This is a genomic window from Pseudomonas sp. D3-27, assembly GCF_051132165.1.
Classification (GTDB): Bacteria; Pseudomonadota; Gammaproteobacteria; order Pseudomonadales; family Pseudomonadaceae; genus Aquipseudomonas.
Window position 1 is genome coordinate 2,566,265 of record NZ_CP071667.1, and the last position, 17,803, is coordinate 2,584,067.

Annotated in this window: 10 protein-coding genes and 1 pseudogene; all 11 read left to right on the plus strand. The window is 61.7% G+C overall.

Annotated elements, in window-relative coordinates; genetic code table 11:
* Nucleotides 1–159: 159 nt before the first annotated feature.
* Nucleotides 160–2,212 (plus strand): annotated as a pseudogene (locus J3P92_RS11860) (TonB-dependent siderophore receptor).
* A gap of 583 nt (nt 2,213–2,795) precedes the next feature.
* Nucleotides 2,796–4,205 carry a circularly permuted type 2 ATP-grasp protein gene (locus J3P92_RS11865; RefSeq protein WP_420766772.1) on the plus strand — a complete coding sequence of 470 codons (1,410 nt, stop codon included), beginning with the start codon at nt 2,796–2,798 and terminating at the stop codon, nt 4,203–4,205.
* A gap of 3 nt (nt 4,206–4,208) precedes the next feature.
* A complete protein-coding gene (locus tag J3P92_RS11870; protein WP_420766773.1) occupies nt 4,209–5,159 on the plus strand; it encodes an alpha-E domain-containing protein in 951 nt (316 codons plus the stop codon).
* Nucleotides 5,156–5,953: a transglutaminase family protein gene (locus tag J3P92_RS11875; protein ID WP_420766774.1), complete on the plus strand. Its 798-nt coding sequence runs from the start codon at nt 5,156–5,158 to the stop codon at nt 5,951–5,953. The genes J3P92_RS11870 and J3P92_RS11875 overlap by 4 nt, the downstream gene beginning before the upstream one ends.
* Before the next feature lie 199 nt (nt 5,954–6,152).
* Nucleotides 6,153–6,824 carry a DUF3313 domain-containing protein gene (locus J3P92_RS11880; protein WP_434611188.1) on the plus strand — a complete coding sequence of 224 codons (672 nt, stop codon included), beginning with the start codon at nt 6,153–6,155 and terminating at the stop codon, nt 6,822–6,824.
* Between the two features lie 106 nt (nt 6,825–6,930).
* Nucleotides 6,931–7,431, plus strand: a complete 501-nt coding sequence (tpx, locus tag J3P92_RS11885) for a thiol peroxidase (RefSeq protein ID WP_420766776.1) — start codon at nt 6,931–6,933, stop codon at nt 7,429–7,431.
* Nucleotides 7,432–7,621: 190 nt separating this feature from the next.
* Nucleotides 7,622–8,938 carry an MdtA/MuxA family multidrug efflux RND transporter periplasmic adaptor subunit gene (locus J3P92_RS11890; protein WP_420766777.1) on the plus strand — a complete coding sequence of 439 codons (1,317 nt, stop codon included), beginning with the start codon at nt 7,622–7,624 and terminating at the stop codon, nt 8,936–8,938.
* The gene (locus J3P92_RS11895; protein WP_434611191.1) at nt 8,935–12,030 is read left to right on the plus strand and encodes an MdtB/MuxB family multidrug efflux RND transporter permease subunit; all 3,096 of its coding nucleotides are present in this window, start codon (nt 8,935–8,937) and stop codon (nt 12,028–12,030) included. The genes J3P92_RS11890 and J3P92_RS11895 overlap by 4 nt, the downstream gene beginning before the upstream one ends.
* Before the next feature lie 151 nt (nt 12,031–12,181).
* Nucleotides 12,182–15,286, plus strand: a complete 3,105-nt coding sequence (locus J3P92_RS11900) for an efflux RND transporter permease subunit (RefSeq protein WP_434650882.1) — start codon at nt 12,182–12,184, stop codon at nt 15,284–15,286.
* Entirely contained in the window at nt 15,283–16,773 is a 1,491-nt protein-coding gene (locus J3P92_RS11905; protein ID WP_434650884.1) for an efflux transporter outer membrane subunit, read from the plus strand. The genes J3P92_RS11900 and J3P92_RS11905 overlap by 4 nt, the downstream gene beginning before the upstream one ends.
* A gap of 217 nt (nt 16,774–16,990) precedes the next feature.
* The gene (locus tag J3P92_RS11910) at nt 16,991–17,803 is read left to right on the plus strand and encodes a crotonase/enoyl-CoA hydratase family protein (protein WP_434611198.1); all 813 of its coding nucleotides are present in this window, start codon (nt 16,991–16,993) and stop codon (nt 17,801–17,803) included.

Below are 17,803 nucleotides of genomic sequence, written 5' to 3' on the forward strand. Positions count from 1 at the left end.
AGCGTGGAAATGTTGGAAAGATTTACTGGGAATCATTCTCAAAGTATATTCGCTCTCATTTCCAACCCTCTGTGAGTGCGCGTCTTGAATCGTTTCACCCCTTTCGCCTACCGCAACGCCCTCGTCAAATGTGTTTTACCTGCGCTGTCCTGTTGTTTCATGGCCAGTCCCTTGAGGGCACAGGACACCCTCGAACTGCCCACTACGGATGTGCAAGGCAGTCGGATCATTCAGGACGAGGGCTACACGGCGACGCAAGCCAGCACGGCGAGCAAGAGCGATGTACCGATCAAGGAAGAGGCGCAATCGATCAACGTAGTCACTCAGCAGACGCTGGCGGACTATCAGGTGCGCTCGCTGGAGGACGCGATGAAGTTCGTCAGCGGCGTCAGCCAGGGCAACACCCTGGGCGGCTCGCGGGACTCATTGGTCAAGCGCGGCTTCGGCACCAACGACGACGGCTCGATCCTGCGCGACGGCGTGCGTTCCAACCTGGGCCATAACTTCAGCGCCACCACCGAGCGGGTCGAAGTACTCAAGGGGCCGGCCTCGATGTTGTACGGCGCGCTGGAACCTGGCGGCCTGATCAACGTCATCAGCAAGAAGCCGCAATACACCCAGAGCACCACGCTCAGCGGTTCCGCCTACAGCGAAGGCGGCGGCACCATGGCCCTGGACACCACCGGACCGCTGGGCGATACCGGATTGGCCTATCGCCTGATCGCCGAGCGCGGCCATGAGGATTACTGGCGCAATTACGGGGTTAACGAGAGCACGCTGGTGGCGCCGTCGTTGGCCTGGACCGGCGAGCGGGCTTCGTTGAATTTGAGTTATGAGTACAACGAATATTCCCAATCCGTTTGACCGGGGCACGATTTTCACCAATGGGCATCCGGCTGACATCGACTATGACAAGCGCCTGGATGAACCTTGGGCCAAGAGCATCGGCATCCGTGAGACGGCCACTGCGCGGTTCGAGTATGAATTGAGTGAGGCGTGGAAGACGCGGGTGACCTACGGCTGGAACAATGACCGTTACAGCCTTTCGATTGCGCAGCCCGGCACTTTGAATGGAAATTTGTTGAGCCGAAGGGCCAATGGCGCCCACTACGATGATGAAACCCGTTACGCCAGTTGGGACTTCATGGGCAAGCAGGAACTGTTCGGCCAGCGCCACGATTTGCTGGTAGGCGCCGATAACCAAGTCTCCGATCAGTTCCGGGGCAAGACTTATCGTGGTAGCCCGCAGCCTGGTTTTGACATCACTGCTCCGGTTTACGGCAATTTGCCAAAGCCAAGTGTGATCAGCGCAACCGATAGCGACCTGCGAAACCAGTTGAATTCCAGCTCCGTCTACCTGAAAGATAACTGGCATCTGGATGACCGTTGGATTCTCGTATTTGGTGGGCGTTATCAACATTACGATCAGTACAGTGACCAAGGTCTAGGTAGCAAATACGATGTCAATCGTGACGACAACGGCGACGCCTTCGTGCCGTTTCTCGGGCTGGTCTACAAAGCCACCGAGCAATTGTCGCTGTACGGCAATTACAGCAAGTCCTTTAAACCCAATGATGACGTGGACGACGCCGGTAATACTTTCGATCCGGAGGAGGGCCGCAGCTACGAAGTCGGCGCGAAATACGATCCGCTGCCGGGCCTGAATATCAACCTCGCCCTGTTCGATATCGTGAAGAAAAACGTCGTGACGTCCTCTACGGTCAACGGCGTAACGTTGGCAGAAGCCGCTGGCAAAGTTGGCTCCCAAGGCCTCGAACTCGATATCACCGGTCGCCTCGCCGAACGTTGGGACTTGATCGGCACCTACGCCTATACCCACACGGAGATCCTTGATGATCCGGACGATGAAGGCCATCGTCTGGCCGACGCCCCCAAGCACACCGCCAGCCTGTACCTGAGCCACCACCTGAACGTCCCGGCCGAATTCGGTGCCTGGCACGCCGGTGCCGGCGCCCGTTATGTCGGCGAGCGCGCCGCCAACAACGCCAACGATTTCTGGCTCAGCAGCTACACCGTCGCCGACGCTTTCCTGCGCTGGGAGTCGCCGGTGTTCGGGCACAAGACGTCGTTGCAGTTGAACGTCGATAACCTGTTCGACAAGCAATACTACCCGTCATCCACCGGCAGCGAACTTCAGGTCGCCGTCGGCGAGCCGCGTACCGCCAGGTTGAGTGCCAGCGTGACGTTCTGATCGCAGCGCGCCAACAAAAATGCCCGGACAACCATGTCCGGGCATTTTTGTTTCTGGCTTCAGGCCATCTTCGCGCAAGCTCGCTTCCAACGAAGCGCTCTTTCAGCGAAGTCTTCGCTCGTGAGCTATGGTTGAGCCAAGCGCAGCGCTTTAGCGGTGAGTAATAATTTCCCCTTTTCGGGGCGTTCGGCCTCGACTTCCCGTCTGTTTGCACCGATTCGACCCGTTTGCTGTGCCGGCGCTTGAAACTGGAGTCAGCGTTTCAGGGCTCGAATCTCTTTTCGTCGCGAAATCAAAAATAAATTTCGCTTTTTCACCGCTTTGCGCCGGTTTTTCCAGCATTGCTTCAATCCGCCGCACTTAGGCACAGCCCTTGCTACGGCTCCACGAGACCCAGCAGAAAGGAGTTTCGATACGCAAATATAAAAAAGGGGCGCACGTCATCCAGACGCAAAGGCCTGATCAGAGACCCATGCCTGACGAGGTATTCAAAGAACCAGGGCTCATAAACGAGGCAAGGCCGTACTTGGTGGAATGACGACGTAATAAGAAATGCCGTGTACGACACGGCTGGGAGTTGGCTATGCCCCACGCTTTTTTCAATGAAATGTACGACGCGAAGGGTGACTGCCGCCCGCACTACCAAGCATTCTCGCGCTGGCTGGCGGACACGCCGCTGGAACTGCTGGAACAACGCCGCCGTGAAGCCGACCTGCTGTTTCATCGGGCGGGCATCACCTTCACGCTTTATGGGGACGAGCAGGGCACCGAGCGCTTGATCCCGTTCGATATCATTCCGCGCAGCATCAAGGCCAGCGAATGGCAAATCGTCGAACGCGGCTGCATCCAGCGGGTCCAGGCCCTGAACATGTTCCTGGCCGACATCTACCATGGCCAGCGCATTCTCAAGGAAGGCATCATCCCCGCCGAGCAGGTGCTCGCCAACGAGGGTTATCAAATTGCGATGCAGGGCCTGGACCTGCACCGAGGCATCTATGCCCACATCGCAGGCGTCGACCTGGTCCGCGATGGCGATGGCAGCTATTACGTGCTGGAGGACAACCTGCGCACGCCAAGTGGCGTGAGCTACATGCTCGAAGATCGCAAGATGATGATGCGCCTGTTCCCCGAACTCTTCGCCGCCCAGCGCGTGGCGCCCATCGATCATTACCCGAACCTGTTGCTCGACACGCTCAAAAGCTCAAGCCCGTTGGACAACCCGACCACCGTGGTCCTGACGCCGGGGCGTTTCAACAGCGCCTATTTCGAGCACGCGTTCCTGGCCCGGGAAATGGGAGTGGAGCTGGTGGAAGGTGCGGACCTGTTCGTGCGTGACGACCATGTCTATATGCGCACCACCGCCGGGCCCCAGCAGGTGGACGTGATCTACCGTCGCCTGGACGATGCCTACCTCGATCCGCTGTCCTTCAACCCTGATTCCATGCTCGGCGTGCCGGGGCTGATCGCGGTCTACCGTGCAGGCAATGTGGTGCTGGCAAACGCCGTCGGCACGGGCGTGGCGGATGACAAGTCGATCTATCCCTACGTCGACGACATGATCCGTTTCTACCTGACCGAAGAACCGATCCTGAAGAACGTGCCGACCTGGCAGTGTCGCAAGCCCCAGGACCTGTCCCACGTACTGGCGAACTTGCCCGACTTGGTCGTCAAGGAAACCCAGGGTTCCGGCGGCTACGGCATGTTGGTCGGGCCAGCTGCCACCGCAGCGGAGATCGAAGATTTTCGGGCCCGCCTCAAGGCCCGGCCCGAGGCCTATATCGCCCAGCCGACCTTGAGCCTTTCCACCTGTCCGACGTTCGTCGAAAGCGGCATCGCGCCACGCCACATCGACTTGCGTCCCTTCGTGCTGTCCGGCAAGGAAACCCGTCTGGTGCCCGGCGGCTTGACCCGCGTGGCGCTGCGCGAGGGCTCGCTGGTGGTGAACTCGTCCCAGGGCGGCGGTACCAAAGACACTTGGGTCGTGGAGGACTAAGACATGCTTTCAAGAACCGCATCGGACCTCTACTGGATGTCCCGCTACCTGGAGCGCGCCGAGAATCTGGCACGCATGCTCGAAGTCAGTTATTCGCTGTCGCTGATGCCCCAGGCCGGACGCGGCGATGGTCAGGCCGAGCTGGCGATGTCGTTGCTGGCGGCCGGTACGCTGGATGACTACAACGCCCGTTATGACACCCTCAACACCGAGCGCATGCTGCATTTCTTTGCGTTGGACGAAACCAACCCCGGCAGCATCTACAGTTGCCTGCGGGCGGCGCGGACCAACGCCCATGCCGTGCGCGGACGCATCACCGCGGACATGTGGGAGAACATCAACGCCACCTGGCTGGAGATGCGCAGCATCGCCAGCAACGGCCTGGGCCGTTATGGCATCAGCCATTTCTGCGAATGGGTGAAGGAGCGTTCGCACCTGTTCCGTGGCGCGACGTCGGGCACGATCATGCGCAACGATGCCTACTGTTTCATTCGCCTGGGGACATTCATCGAACGCGCCGACAACACCTTGCGGCTGCTGGATGCGCGCTACGAGATGTTCGGCGAAGAATCGGAAGAGGTCAGCGACAACTCGGCGCGCGGTTACTACCAGTGGAGTGCGTTGCTGCGGGCGTTGTCTTCATTCGAGGCGTTCAACGAGATCTACCGTAACGCGCCGAATGCCGAGCAGGTGTCTGAGATGTTGCTGCTGCGGGCCGACGTGCCACGCTCGCTGCACGCCTGCATTGAAGAACTGGACCATATTCTCGCCAGCCTGCCGGGCAATAACGGTCGGCCGGCGCAGCGGCTGGCCGCCGAGCTGAATGCGCGGCTGCGTTATTCGGGGATCGACGAGATCCTCGCGTCGGGCCTGCACCAATGGTTGACCGAGCTGATTGGCCAGATCCGCCACTTGGGCCAGACCATCCATGACGCCTATCTGGAGGTCGTATGAAACTGTCCATCCGCCACGACACGACCTATAGCTATGCCGACGAGGTCTGCACGAGCATCCAGTTCCTGCGCCTGACGCCCAAGGACACCCGACGCCAGACCATTCTGCAATGGCATCTTGAATTGCCGCGCCTGGTGCGCAGCCAGCTCGACCCGTACGGCAATATCCTGCACGTCATGACCATGGACGAGCCTCACGGCGCCCTGATCCTGACCGCTTATGGTGAAGTGCAGATCGACCAGACAGTGGAAATGGAGCCCGATACCCAATCACCGCTGCCGTTCCTGCGCACCAGCCGCCTCACCCTGGCCGACGACACCCTCAGCGCTTTCGCCGTGGCGCAATGCGGCGCACGCCGTGACCGTGCTGCGTTGGCCGACTTGATGAATGGCCTTGCCGATCGCATGCCCTACAGCCCCGGCACTACTGCCGTCAGCAGTACGGCGGCAGAGGCGTTCGCCGGTGGCGCCGGGGTCTGTCAGGACCATGCCCATGCGTTCGTGGCCTGCGCCCGCAGCCTCGGCGTGCCGGCGCGTTATGTGTCCGGCTATCTGTGTACCGAGGACGAGAGCCATCTGGCAAGCCACGCCTGGGCCGAGGCTTGGCTGGATGACGGCTGGTACAGCTTTGACGTGACCAATCGCTTGCTTCGTCCCGACCGCCATTTGAAGTTGGCGATTGGCCTGGATTACCTTGACGCCTGTCCGGTTCGCGGCATGCGCCGTGGTGGCGGGGCGGAGCAGATGCACGCGCGGGTGCAGGTAAGCTCGATGGTTCAGGTGCAGCATCAGTAATTTGACCATTGAAGCCTAAGGCCTCTTCGCGAGCAGGCTCGTTTCCCCAAAGGTTCGAGTTAACCCTGGGGGAGCGAGCTTGCTCGCGATGAGGCAGGCATATCCAACCTCTATACGGCTACTGAACAGGCAAAACCCTGCGCATTGGCTATACCTGTAGTTCCGCCCCTCCTCAGGTGTGGCCTACAGGAGTAACAGCATGAAACTCGCGTCCATGATCGGCACTGTCTGCATCGCTTCGCTCGCGCTGATGGGCTGCTCGAGCAAAGTCACCCAGCCGGACGAATACTCCGGCTTCCTGGGAGACTACAGCCGCCTCAAGGAAGAAAAGTCGCCTTCGGGGGCCGAAGTGATGCGTTGGGTCGATCCGCAGATCGATCTGGCTAAATACTCCAGTGTGTATATCGAGCCGACGCAGCTCTATCCCAAGCCGCAACCGACCGTGAAGATTCCCGCCGGCACGTTGGCCGGCATTACCAGCTACTACGACCAGGCGCTCAAGCGGGAGGCGGGCAGGTCGTTGCCTCTGGCGACCAGTCCCGGGCCGGGTGTGTTGGTAGTACGGGCGGCCATCACCGCGGTCAGCAGCAAGACCGAGGGGCTCAAACCTTATGAAGTGATTCCGATTGCCTTGGTGGCCGCCGCGGTCAGTACGGCCAGCGGCATTCGCGATCAGGAAACCACGCTGGGCACCGAAGCGGTGTTTCTGGACGGTGGCAATAATGCGGTGGTCGCACAGGTGGTGCGCAAGGGCACGGGTAAGCCGTTGTCGAACGAGTCTCAGGTCATGAAGCCCGATGATGTCAAAGGGGTGATCGACGGCTGGGCCTCAGATCTGCATCAGTCGTATTTGCAGCTCAAGGCTAAATAGCGGGCCCCGCCACTCGTGACTTTTTGTGTGCAGGCATAGGTCGGAGCTCCATTTCATGGTTAACTCCGGCCTCACTGTTTTCAAACCTGTCAGAAGGAATCCGTTCATGGCTCAAGTCACCCTCAAAGGCAACCCAGTCCAAGTCAACGGCCAATTGCCACAAGCCGGTTCCAAGGCGCCAGCCTTTTCCCTGGTTGCCGGCAATCTGTCGGACGTGTCCCTGCAAGACTTCGCGGGCAAGCGCAAAGTGCTGAACATTTTCCCAAGCGTCGACACCCCGACCTGCGCCACTTCCGTGCGCAAGTTCAACGCCCAGGCCAACGACCTGGATAACACCGTGGTGCTGTGCATTTCCGCCGACCTGCCGTTCGCCCAGGCCCGCTTCTGTGGCGCCGAAGGCCTGGAAAACGTACAGAACCTTTCCACGCTGCGCGGTGCCGAGTTCATCGAGAACTACGGCGTCGCCATCGCGGACGGCCCGCTCAAAGGCCTGACTGCCCGCGCCGTGGTGGTGCTGGACGAAAACGACACCGTGCTGCACAGCGAGCTGGTCAAGGAAATCGCTGAAGAGCCGAACTACGAGGCGGCGCTCGCAGCCCTGAAATAACTGTTCCGAAACAAAGTATTTATTACAATTGTTAACGGCCTGGCCTGACCAGGCCGTTTTCATTTGTGTTTCAAGGCCTTAGCCGAGCATGAGAAAGGTAAGCCCAAGGTAAATTGCCGGTAAAGGCGCTTTGCTAAATACCCGCCAGTGCTTATCGTTCAGCCTCCTGTAGAAGAAGCCCACGCGCCCAATGGTTGACCATTCAATGCAATCCTCTGTTTCCCGTAAATCTCGTCGCTGGCTGTTCGGCCTGCTCATCCTCTTGGCCGTTGCGTTGCTGGCTTGGAAATTCTGGCCTGCCGGCACCGGCTCGAACAACGAAGCAGGGCAGAAAGGCGCGGCCGGGCATATGGGGCGTTCGGGCGGCATGCGGCCAGGCTTTGGCGGTGCGACGGGGCCGATCCCGGTTCGGGTGGCGCCGGCGGTGACCGGGGATTTTCCGCTGTATTACAAGGCCCTGGGCACGGTTACCGCGCTCAATACCATCAATGTTCGCAGCCGCGTGGGCGGCGAATTGGTAAAGATCGCCTTCGAGGAAGGGCAGATGGTCAAGGCCGGGGACCTGCTGGCCGAGATCGACCCGCGTCCGTACCAGAACGCCTTGCTCCAGGCCGAAGGCACGTTGCTGCAGAACCAGGCCCAATTGAAGAACGCCCAGGTCGACCTCGAGCGTTATCGCGGCTTGTATGCCGAGGACAGCATCGCCAAGCAGACCCTCGACACCGCCGCTGCGCTGGTGGGCCAATACCAGGGCACGGTCAAGACCAACCAGGCGGCGGTCAACGACGCCAAGCTCAACCTGGAATTCACCAAGATCCGCGCGCCGATCAGCGGGCGCGTAGGGTTGCGTCAACTGGACATCGGCAACCTGGTAGCGGCCAATGACACCACGGCCCTGGCCGTCATCACCCAGACCCAACCCATCAGCGTTGTCTTCACGCTGCCTGAGAACAACCTCGAAACCGTGCTCGCCCGCTACCGCGGCGGGGCGAAACTGCCGGTCGAGGCTTGGGATCGTGGTGATGTGAAGCTGCAGGCCAGCGGCGTCTTGCAAAGCCTGGACAACCAGATCGACATCACCACCGGCACCTTGAAATTCAAGGCTCGCTACGAGAACCGCGACCAGTCGCTGTTTCCCAACCAGTTCGTCAACGTGCGCCTGCTGGCCGACACGCTCAAAGGCGTGGTCCTTGCGCCGACCGCCGCCATCCAGTTCGGCACCAACGGCACATTCGTCTATGCCTTGGATGGCGACAAGAAAGTCACCATCAAGAAGCTCAAGATCGGCGCCAGCGATGGCGACAGGACGGTCGTCACCGAGGGGCTTGCCGCTGGCGACAGGGTGGTGCTCGAAGGCACCGACCGCCTGAAAGAGGGCAGCGAAGTGGAAGTGGTCAACGACAGCCAGGAGGTGCCGACCACGCCGACCGAGCATTTGCAGGGCAAGACCGCCGCGGCCCCGACTGAGCCGGCCATGGCCGACAAGGCGAAAAAGGGCGGCGCATGAATCTCTCGCGGCTGTTCATCCTTCGCCCGGTCGCCACCACGCTGAGCATGCTGGCCATTGTCCTGGCCGGTCTGATTGCCTATCGGTTGCTGCCGGTGTCGGCACTGCCCCAGGTCGATTACCCGACCATCCGCGTGATGACGCTGTACCCGGGCGCCAGCCCTGACGTGATGACCAGCGCCGTGACCGCGCCGCTGGAGCGTCAGTTCGGGCAGATGCCGGGCCTGACGCAGATGGCGTCCACCAGTTCCGGCGGCGCATCGGTGATCACCCTGCGTTTCAACCTGGACATCAACATGGATGTCGCCGAGCAGCAGGTGCAGGCCGCGATCAACGCCGCTACCAACCTTTTGCCCACCGACCTGCCGGCGCCGCCGGTGTACAACAAGGTCAACCCGGCCGACACCCCGGTGCTGACCCTGGCGATTACCTCCAAGACCATGCTGCTGCCCAAGCTCAATGATCTGGTGGACACGCGCATGGCGCAGAAGATTGCGCAGATCAGCGGCGTTGGCATGGTGACCATCGCCGGTGGCCAGCGCCAGGCCGTGCGGATCAAAGTCAATCCGCAAGCCCTGGCGTCCGCGGGCTTGAACCTGGCGGATGTGCGCACCTTGATCGGCGCTTCCAACGTCAACCAGCCCAAGGGCAACTTCGACGGTCCGACCCGAGTCTCGATGCTCGATGCCAACGATCAGTTGACCTCGCCCGAGGACTACGCCGAACTGATCCTGGCCTACGCCAACGGCGCGCCGCTGCGGCTCAAGGACGTCGCAGAGATCGTCGATGGCGCTGAGAACGAACGCCTCGCCGCCTGGGCCAACGAAAACCAGGCCGTGCTGCTCAATATCCAGCGCCAGCCAGGGGCCAACGTCATCGAGGTGGTGGACCGGATCAAGGCGATGTTGCCGAGCATCACCGACAACCTGCCGGCCGGCCTGGACGTTGCCGTGCTAACGGACCGCACCCAGACCATCCGCGCCTCGGTCACCGACGTTCAGCATGAATTGCTCATCGCCATTGCCCTGGTGGTCATGGTGACGTTCCTGTTCCTGCGCCGGGTCAGTGCCACGATCATCCCGTCGGTGGCCGTGCCGCTGTCATTGATCGGTACGTTCGGCGTCATGTACCTGGCCGGTTTCTCCATCAACAACCTGACCCTGATGGCCCTCACCATCGCCACCGGTTTTGTGGTGGACGATGCCATCGTCATGCTGGAGAACATCGCCCGCTACATCGAGGAGGGCGACAGCCCGATGCAGGCGGCGCTCAAGGGTGCGAGGCAGATCGGCTTCACCTTGATTTCCCTGACACTGTCGCTGATCGCGGTGCTGATTCCGCTGCTGTTCATGGCGGACGTGGTCGGTCGCCTGTTCCGCGAATTCGCCATCACCCTGGCGGTGGCGATCCTTATCTCGCTGGTGGTGTCCCTGACCCTGACGCCGATGATGTGCGCGCGGCTGCTCAAGCGTGAACCCAAGGAAGAGGAGCAGGGCCGCTTCTACCGCGCCAGCGGCGCCTGGATCGATTGGTTGATCGCCGCCTACGGGCGCAAGTTGCAATGGGTACTCAAGCACCAACCGCTGACGCTGTTGGTGGCGGTGGGTAGCCTGGTGTTGACCGTGGTGTTGTACCTGGCCGTGCCCAAGGGCTTTTTCCCGGTGCAGGATACGGGCGTGATCCAGGGCATTTCCGAGGCACCGCAATCGATCTCCTTCGCTGCCATGAGCGAGCGCCAGCAGCAATTGGCCAAGGTCATCCTCGCCGATCCCGCCGTGCAAAGCCTGTCTTCCTACATAGGCGTGGACGGTGACAACGCCACGCTCAACAGCGGCCGCCTGCTGATCAACCTCAAGCCCCACAGTGAACGGGACGACAGCGCCAGCGCGATCATCGCCCGCCTGCAACCGCAACTGGACCGACTGGTGGGCATCCGGCTGTTCATGCAACCGGTGCAGGACCTGACCATCGAAGACCGGGTCAGCCGTACCCAATACCAGTTCAGCCTGTCGTCGCCGGATGCCGAATTGCTCAGCCTCTGGAGCGGGCGGCTCGTCGAAGCCCTGGTGCAACAGCCGGAACTCACCGACGTCGCCAGTGACTTGCAGGACAAGGGCTTGCAGGTCTACCTGGTGATCGACCGCGACGCCGCATCGAGACTGGGCGTGTCGGTGTCGAACATCACCGATGCGCTTTACGACGCCTTCGGCCAGCGGCAGATTTCGACCATCTATACCCAGGCCAGCCAATACCGCGTGGTGCTGCAGGCTCAGGCGGGGGAAAAGATCGGCCCGCAGGCCCTTGAGCAGATCCATGTCAAGACCACCGACGGCGGGCAAGTCCGCCTGTCGAGCCTGGCCCGGGTCGAAGAACGTCAGGCGCAGTTGGCGATTGCTCACATTGGCCAGTTCCCGGCGGTGATGATGTCGTTCAACCTGGCACCGGGCGTGGCCCTTGGGCACGCTGTCGATATCATCGAGAAAGTGCAGAAGGACATCGGCATGCCGGTCGGCGTGCAGACCGAATTCCAGGGCGCGGCGCAGGCGTTCCAGGCGTCGCTGTCGAGCACCTTGTTGTTGATCCTGGCGGCGGTGGTGACCATGTACATCGTGCTGGGCGTGCTCTACGAGAGCTACATTCACCCGATCACGATTCTTTCCACCTTGCCCTCGGCGGCCATCGGCGCGTTGCTGGCATTGATGCTGACCGGCAATGACCTGGGCATGATCGCGATCATCGGTATCATCTTGCTGATCGGTATCGTCAAGAAGAACGCGATCATGATGATCGACTTTGCCCTCGACGCCGAGCGCAACCAGGGCATGGACCCGCAGACCGCCATCTACCAGGCTGCGTTGCTGCGCTTCCGGCCGATCCTGATGACCACCCTCGCTGCGCTGTTCGGCGCCGTGCCGCTGATGCTCGCCACCGGCTCCGGCGCCGAGTTGCGCCAGCCCCTGGGCCTGGTGATGGTGGGCGGCTTGCTGGTGAGCCAGGTGCTCACGCTGTTCACCACGCCGGTGATCTACCTGTACTTCGATCGCCTGGGGCGGCGGTTCGTCAGGCCTGAGGCCGATGAGGTGCGGGTATGACGGCTTTCGTGCCGTGCCAGGGCTTTTCGTGGCGAGGGAGCTTGCTCCCGCTGGGCTGCGCAGCGGCCCCTTTTGTGAGCGCTGCGCACTCAAGCGGGAGCAAGCTCCCTCGCCACGAAAGCCTGTCCATTGAAGCATGGGGCTGCGGTCGATGAACCTCTCCGGCCCCTTCATCCGCCGTCCAGTGGCGACCATGCTTCTGAGCTTCGCGATCATGCTGCTCGGCGGCGTGTGCTTTGGCTTGCTGCCGGTTTCGCCGTTGCCGCAAATGGATTTCCCGGTGATCGTGGTCCAGGCCAACCTGCCGGGGGCGAGCCCGGAGGTGATGGCTTCCACCGTGGCGACGCCGCTGGAGCGCTCGTTCGGCGCCATCGCCGGGGTCAATACCATGAGCAGCCGTTCGAGCCAGGGCTCGACCCGGGTGATCCTGCAATTCGACTTGGACCGCGACATCAATGGCGCGGCGCGGGAAGTACAGGCGGCAATCAACGCCTCGCGCAATCTGCTGCCCAGTGGCATGCGCAGCATGCCGACCTACAAGAAGGTCAACCCGTCCCAGGCGCCGATCATGGTGCTTTCGCTGACCTCCGACGTGCTGGAGAAAGGCCAGCTCTATGACCTGGCTTCCACCATCCTGTCCCAGAGCCTGTCCCAAGTGGCGGGGGTAGGGGAAGTGCAGATCGGCGGCAGTTCGCTGCCGGCGGTGCGTATCGAGCTGGAGCCACAATTACTCAACCAGTACGGCGTGGCGCTCGACGACGTCCGCACGGCGATCGCCGACAGCAATGTCCGCCGGCCAAAAGGGTCGGTCGAAGACGACAAGCGCATGTGGCAAGTCCAGGCCAATGACCAGTTGGAAAAGGCCAAGGACTACGAAACGCTGGTCATCCGCTACCAGGACGGCTCGGTGTTGCGGCTCAAAGACGTGGCGAAGGTCAGCGACAGCGTGGAGGACCGCTACAACAGTGGGTTCTTCAACGACGATGCCGCCGTGCTGCTGGTCATCAACCGCCAGGCCGGCGCCAACATCATCGAAACCGTCAACGAGATCAAGAACCAGCTGCCGGCCCTGCAAGCGGTGCTCCCGGCCAGCGTCAAGCTCAACCTGGCCATGGACCGCTCGCCGGTGATCAAGGCCACCCTGCACGAAGCGGAAATGACCCTGTTGATCGCCGTGGCGCTGGTGGTGCTGGTGGTGTTCCTGTTCCTCGGTAATTTCCGTGCGTCGCTGATCCCGACCCTGGCGGTGCCGGTGTCGTTGGTGGGCACGTTCGCGGTGATGTACCTCTACGGTTTTTCCCTGAACAACCTGTCGCTGATGGCGCTGATCCTCGCCACCGGGCTGGTGGTGGACGATGCCATCGTGGTGTTGGAGAACATTTCCCGGCACATCGACGAGGGCGTGCCGCCGATGAAAGCGGCCTACCTGGGCGCCGAGGAAGTGGGCTTCACCTTGCTGTCGATGAACGCCTCGCTGGTGGCGGTGTTCCTGTCGATCCTGTTCATGGGCGGGATCGTCGAGAGTCTGTTTCGCGAATTTTCCATCACCCTGGCGGCCGCCATCGTGGTCTCGCTGGTGGTGTCCCTGACGCTTACCCCGATGCTCTGCGCCCGGTGGCTAAAGCCCCACGTGCCGGGGCAGGAAAACCGCTTGCAGCGTTGGAGCCACGGCCTCAACGAGCGCATGGTCCGGGGGTACGCCCGCAGCCTGGATTGGGTGCTGCGCCATCGGCGCCTGACCTTGCTCAGCCTGCTGGTGACCATCGGCGTGAATATCGCACTGTACGTGGTGGTGCCAAAGACGTTCATGCCCCAGCAGGACACCGGCCAATTGATCGGCTTCGTGCGCGGTGACGATGGGCTGTCGTTCAACGTGATGCAGCCGAAAATGGAAATCTTCCGTCGCGCGGTGCTCAAGGACGAAGCGGTGCAGAGCGTGGCGGGTTTCATCGGCGGCAACAACGGCACCAACAATGCTTTCATGCTGGTACGCCTCAAGCCGATCAAGGAACGCGGGATTTCCGCGCAAAAGGTCATCGAGCGCTTGCGCAAGGAAATGCCCAAGGTACCCGGTGCCCAATTGATGCTGATGGCCGACCAGGACCTGCAATTCGGTGGCGGTCGCGAGCAGACCACGTCGCAGTATTCCTACATCCTCCAGAGCGCCGACCTGGCGTCGCTGCGCATCTGGTATCCCAAGGTCGTCGCCGCCTTCCGCGCCTTGCCGGAACTGACCGCCATCGACGCCCGCGACGGTGGCGGGGCGCAGCAGGTGACGCTGATCGTGGACCGCGACCAGGCCAAGCGCCTGGGCATCGACATGGACATGGTCACCTCGGTACTGAACAACGCCTACAGCCAGCGGCAGATCTCGACCATCTACGACAGCCTGAACCAGTATCAGGTGGTCATGGAGGTCAATCCCAAATATGCCCAGGACCCGAATACGCTCGAGCAGGTCCAGGTGATTACCGCCGATGGCGCGCGGGTCCCGCTGTCGGCGATTGCCCATTATGAAAACAGCCTGGAGGACGACCGGGTCAGCCATGAAGGCCAGTTCGCTTCAGAAGGTATTTCGTTCGACATGGCCGAAGGCGTCACGGTGGAGCAGGGCACCGCGGCGATCGAGCGGGCGATAGCCAAGCTCGGGATGCCCGAAGATGTCATCGCGAAAATGGCCGGCACCGCCGACGCGTTCGCCGCGACCCAGAAAAGCCAGCCGTTCATGATCCTCGGCGCGTTGCTGGCGGTGTACCTAGTGCTCGGCGTGCTGTACGAAAGCTATATCCACCCGCTGACCATCCTGTCCACCTTGCCCTCGGCCGGGGTGGGCGCGTTGTTGTCGATCTATGTCCTGGGCAGCGAGTTCAGCCTGATCTCGCTGCTGGGGTTGTTCCTGCTGATTGGCGTCGTGAAGAAAAACGCCATCCTCATGATCGACCTCGCATTGCAATTGGAGCGCGCCGGCCAAACGCCGTTGGAGTCGATCCGCAGCGCTTGCCTGTTGCGACTGCGGCCTATCCTCATGACCACGCTGGCCGCGATCCTCGGAGCCCTGCCGCTGTTGCTCGGTGGCGCCGAAGGCTCGGAAATGCGCCAACCGCTGGGCCTGACCATTATCGGCGGGTTGGTATTCAGCCAGGTCCTGACGCTCTACACCACCCCGGTGGTCTACCTATATCTTGATAACCTGCGCCATCGTTTCAACCGCTGGCGTGGGGTGCGCACTGATGCTGCCCTGGAAACTCCGCTATGACCGATCGTTCGTTGTTCAACCTTGTCGCTGCGCTGGCGACTGCCCGTGGTTCGCGTGTCTTGAGCCTGGCGCTCTGCGTGGCACTGCTGAGTGCCTGCGCAATCGGTCCCGATTACCAGCGCCCGTCAGCCGCCGCGCCGTCGCAGTACAAGGAGGCCCAGGGCTGGCGCCAGGCCAACCCCAGCGACGCCCTGGCCCGTGGCGCCTGGTGGGAACTGTACGCTGACACCCGGCTCAACGACCTGGTGGAACAGCTCAACGCCTCCAACCAGACCGTGGCCCAGGCCGAAGCCCAGTACCGTCAGGCCCAGGCTTTGGCGCGCAGTGCTCGCGGGGCGTTCTTTCCGACGGTCGACCTTTCGGTCGGCAAGACCCGCTCCAGCCAAGGCACGGGCAGCAGCAGTTCGAGCCTGAGCAGTTCCTCCAGCGGCATCCGCGACACTTACAGCGCCCAGGCCGGCGTGAGCTGGGAAGCGGACGTGTGGGGCAGGTTGCGCCGTACCTTGGAGGCCGATGAAGCCAGCGCCCAGGCCAGCTTTGCCGACCTGGCGGCGATGCGTCTGAGCCAGCAATCGGAGCTGGTGCAGAACTACCTGCAGTTGCGGGTGATCGATCAGCAGAAGCGCTTGTTGCAGACTACCGTCGACAACTACCAGCGCTCTCTGAAAATGACCGAAAACCAGTACCGCGCCGGGGTGTCCGGCAAGGATGCGGTGGCCCAGGCGCAGAACCAGCTCAAGACCACCCAGGGCGACCTGATCGACCTGATCTGGCAGCGTGCGCAGTTCGAAAACGCCATTGCCGTGCTGATCGGTCTGCCGCCGGCCGAATTCAGCCTGGCCGAAACCCAGGATGTCCCAGCGCTGCCGCAAGTCCCGGTGGCCGTGCCGTCGCAACTGCTCGAACGCCGTCCAGACATCGCATCGGCGGAGCGCTCGGTCATGGCGGCGAACGCCAACATCGGCGTGGCGAAGGCCGCCTATTACCCGGACCTGACCCTGAGCCTGAGCGGTGGCTACAGCAGCAGTACCTACGATAACTGGGTGAGCGTGCCGAACCGCTTCTGGTCGGTCGGCCCGCAACTGGCGATGACCCTGTTCGATGGCGGCCAGCGCTCGGCGGAGGTCGACCGCAGCGTGGCGGCGTATGATCAGACGGTCGCCACCTATCGCCAGACCGTGCTCGACGGTTTCCGCGAAGTCGAGAACTACATGATCCAGCTCGAGGTGCTCGAAGACGAAGCCCGCGTGCGCCAGGAAGCCCTCGACGCCGCCCGCGAGTCCCTGCGCCTGACGCAGAATCAGTACAGGGCAGGGCTGATCGGCTATCTCGACGTGGTGTCTGTCCAGGCTACAGCTCTGAGCAACGAGCGCAGCGTGTTGAGCCTGCAACAGAGCCGGTTGATTGCGAGTGTGCAGTTGATTGCCGCGTTGGGCGGTGGTTGGGATGGGCGGTTGGAGGCGTCCGAGCAGCCGGCAACGGACTGATACCCGCCCCAGACCTTGTGGGAGCGAGCCTGCTCGCGAAAGCAGTGGTTCAGCTTATGAAAATGTTGACTGACCTGCCGCCTTCGCGAGCAGGCTCGCTCCCACATTAGATTGCGCAGCGTGATGCAGTCCCGCTTTTGGCCGATGCGCTGCCTACGTCCTGTCGTGATCGCTTGTTATAGTTCAGGCCTCTTCCAGCCGGTCAAAGGATACTGCCATGTCGCAATACCAAGCGTTCAACGTCGAACTTGCAGACAACATCGCCCATGTGCAGATCAACCGACCGGACAAGATCAACGCCATGAACGCGGCGTTCTGGAGCGAAATCGTCGAGATTTTCCAATGGATCGACGACACCGACGAAGTGCGGGTGGTGGTCCTGAGCGGTGCCGGCAAGCACTTTTCCTCAGGCATCGACCTAATGATGCTGGCTGGCGTGGCGAACGAACTGGGCAAGGATGTGGGCCGTAACGCCCGCGTGCTGCGACGCAAGATCCTGCAGCTGCAAGCCTCGTTCAATGCCGTGGACAACTGCCGCAAACCGGTACTCGCGGCGGTCCAGGGCTATTGTCTCGGTGGTGCCATCGACCTGATTTCCGCTTGCGACATGCGCTACGCCGCCGAAGACGCGCAGTTCTCCATCAAGGAAATCGACATCGGCATGGCGGCCGATGTTGGGACATTGCAACGCTTGCCCCGGATCATCGGGGACGGCATGCTGCGTGAACTCGCTTATACGGGGCGCACCTTTGGTGCCGACGAAGCGCGCAGCATTGGCTTGGTCAATCGTGTCTACAATGACACCGCCAGCCTGCTCGACGGCGTGATGGGCATTGCCCGGGAAATCGCCGCCAAGTCGCCGATTGCCATCACCGGCACCAAGGAAATGATCAGCTACATGCGCGACCACCGCATCGACGACGGCCTGGAATATGTCGCCACGTGGAATGCCGCCATGCTGCAATCCAATGACCTGCGCGTGGCCATGGCCGCCCATATGAGCAAACAGAAACCCGAATTTCTGGATTGA